This is a genomic window from Haladaptatus sp. W1 (genome assembly GCF_001723155.1).
Taxonomy (GTDB): domain Archaea; phylum Halobacteriota; class Halobacteria; order Halobacteriales; family Haladaptataceae; genus Haladaptatus; species Haladaptatus paucihalophilus.
This window is the reverse complement of the sequence record NZ_MEIH01000077.1, coordinates 1-2,342: the sequence shown is the minus strand read 5'-3', so window position 1 is coordinate 2,342 and position 2,342 is coordinate 1. Positions and strand designations below refer to the sequence as shown.

3 protein-coding genes and 1 pseudogene are annotated in these 2,342 nt (G+C 60.9%); 3 read left to right on the top strand and 1 reads right to left on the bottom strand.

Going from position 1 to position 2,342, the window contains the following annotated elements:
- Positions 1-884, top strand: an 884-nt coding sequence (locus tag BG842_RS04310; protein ID WP_069449820.1) for an acetamidase/formamidase family protein, incomplete at its 5' end; no start/stop codon positions are given.
- 19 nt (positions 885-903) lie between these two features.
- On the opposite strand, the gene BG842_RS27115 is transcribed toward BG842_RS04310, so the two are convergent.
- On the bottom strand, positions 904-1,059 hold the full coding sequence (locus BG842_RS27115) for a hypothetical protein (protein WP_254662891.1): 156 nt from the start codon (positions 1,057-1,059) through the stop codon (positions 904-906).
- A 74-nt stretch (positions 1,060-1,133) separates the two neighbouring features.
- Between BG842_RS27115 and BG842_RS04305 the strand changes: the two genes are divergently transcribed.
- Positions 1,134-2,189 carry a DUF1611 domain-containing protein gene (locus BG842_RS04305; RefSeq protein WP_069449819.1) on the top strand — a complete coding sequence of 352 codons (1,056 nt, stop codon included), beginning with the start codon at positions 1,134-1,136 and terminating at the stop codon, positions 2,187-2,189.
- Positions 2,186-2,342 (top strand): annotated as a pseudogene (locus BG842_RS27110) (dipeptide epimerase); the annotation flags it as partial. The gene BG842_RS04305 and the pseudogene BG842_RS27110, both read left to right, overlap by 4 nt.

Sequence of the window (2,342 nt, the reverse complement as noted above, 5' to 3'; positions counted from 1 at the left end):
ACGACCCGATTCGAACGGTCGAATCCGGTGACGTGGTGCGCTTCGACTGTCGGGACGCGACGAACGGCCGCCTCGACGCGGACTCGACCGCCGAGGACGTCGCCGCCCTCGCGGGGACGCTCCCCGGCCACGCCCTAACCGGTCCCGTCGACGTCGCGGACGCGCGACCCGGCGACGTGCTCGCGGTGGACCTCCTCTCGTTCGACCACGAGGGCATCGGCTTTTCGTACTTTTACGGCGGCGACGAGGGAACCGGACTGCTCCCCGAGGAGTTCCCAGACCCGGGTCTGCACGTCTGGGATCTCGACGGCGACGTTGGCCACTTCGTGAACGGAATCGAAGTCCCACTCGCGCCCTTCCCGGGCAACCTCGGCGTCGCGCCCGCCGACGGCGGGGAGCACAGCACGACGCCCCCACGCCGCGTCGGCGGCAATCTCGACGTGAAGCACCTGACGGCCGGGTCGACGCTGTACCTGCCGGTCGAAGTCGCGGGCGCGCGGTTCAGCATCGGCGATTGCCACGGCGCACAGGGCGACGGCGAGGTGTGCGTCACGGGCATCGAAGCGCCGATGACGGTGACGGCCCGGCTCCGACTCGTCTCGGGCATGGACATCGAGCAACCGCAGTTCGAGACGGGCGGGCCGTTTTCGGCGACCGACGGCGGTCGGGTGTACGCCACGACCGGCATCAGCGACGACCTGATGGACGCCAGCAAGAAGGCGATTCGACACATGATTTCGCACCTCCACCGAACCCGCGGTTTGACGCGCTCGGAGGCGTACCTGCTGTGTTCCGCCATCGTGGACCTCAAAATCAACGAAGTCGTGGACGCCCCCAACTGGGTCGTCTCGGCGTATCTCCCGCAATCGATATTCCCGGAGTGAGTCGGCGTCGGAGTGGGCCCTACTCCTCGAACCGCCGTCGAAGCGCGTCGCGGTTGATGTCGTCCCGCCGAACGTAGTCGTTCTCGCTGATATCGTAGAGGCGCGATTCGTCGATGTCGAGGTTCCGCTCCTCGATGGCGTCCTCGACCTTCGTCTCGTCCACCCGTTCGGTCACGATGTCCTCCCGGGAGACGCCGTGTCTGGAGGTGGTGCTGTTTTGGGTGACAGTTACGGAGTAAGGGATAGAACATGAACTTGCGAGAATCGTTTGACGTTTTCGTTCCGACAATCGTCCTCGCGGATGGCGAGTTCGGTAAGACAGGTGGGAAAACCGCCAATGGGGTCGTAATGCACAGCGAAGTGTTTGATACCAGAGCCATCGTGGACTGTGAAACTGCCGGACAGAGTCCCACAGACATCTTAGGAAAGGCCGATGCACCCGACGTGCCCGTCGTCGAATTCGTCGAGGACGCACTCGATATCGCACCGGAGGCAGAGGTGCTGGTTATTGGTGTCGCCCCTGCTGGCGGTGAGCTACCCGATGCTTGGGTCGAAGAGATCGAGAACGCTATCCGTAGAGGGTGTGATGTTGTTTCTGGCCTTCACGTTTTTCTTGGGGAGGATGAATACTGGTCTTCGTTGGCCGATCAACACGACGTCCGCATTTTCGATGTTCGTAAACCACCTGCAACCAATAAACTACGCGTCGGTGATGGATCCGTGGACAATATCGACGCCCTAGTAGTGCTTACACTTGGGACGGACTGTGCAGTCGGCAAGCGGACCACAACGGTCGAGCTCTACAGAGCTGCCTGCAAAGCGGGATGGAACGCTGGGTGGGTCGCCACCGGCCAAACCGGAATCATGGTGGGTGCACACGAAGGTATCGTCGTCGATAGAGTTCCTGCCGACTTCACCGCCGGGATTGTAGAAGATATGGTGAAGGCAGTCGCCCAAGATCACGATATCGTCTTCGTAGAGGGACAGGCGTCTCTCACCCATCGCGCATACTCAAGTGTGACACTGGGTGTCCTTCATGGATCGTGGCCGGATGCCGTCGTTCTCGCCCATGATCCCGATCGAACAAAGCGGGCCCACTTCGAACGCTTTGCAGTCGATGGGGTTGAGAAGGAAAAAATGCTCATCGAAGAGCTATCGGACGCATTCGTCGCTGGCATCTCTACGTGGGGTGATTCCGAGGTCGAACAACAGCGCCACGGTCTGGTCACCGCGAACGTCTACGATGAGTCGGGAGCAACCAAACTCTTCGACGCCATCGAGAATACACTTGAGGTGGGAGTATGAGTGAAATCGTAGCAATGTCGGTAGAGCCGCTCGATTTGCCACTCGCTGAGCCATTCGAAATATCGCTCGGAACGCAACACGAGGCTTCGAACGTACTCGTCACTGTCGAGACTGCCGACGGCACCACAGGGTATGGAGATGGTTCGCCATTAC

Bases quoted from the DNA above. Each gene is read 5' to 3' on its own strand.
- BG842_RS04305 (WP_069449819.1), top strand. From the start codon at position 1,134: ATGAACTTGCGAGAATCGTTTGACGTTTTCGTTCCGACAATCGTCCTC.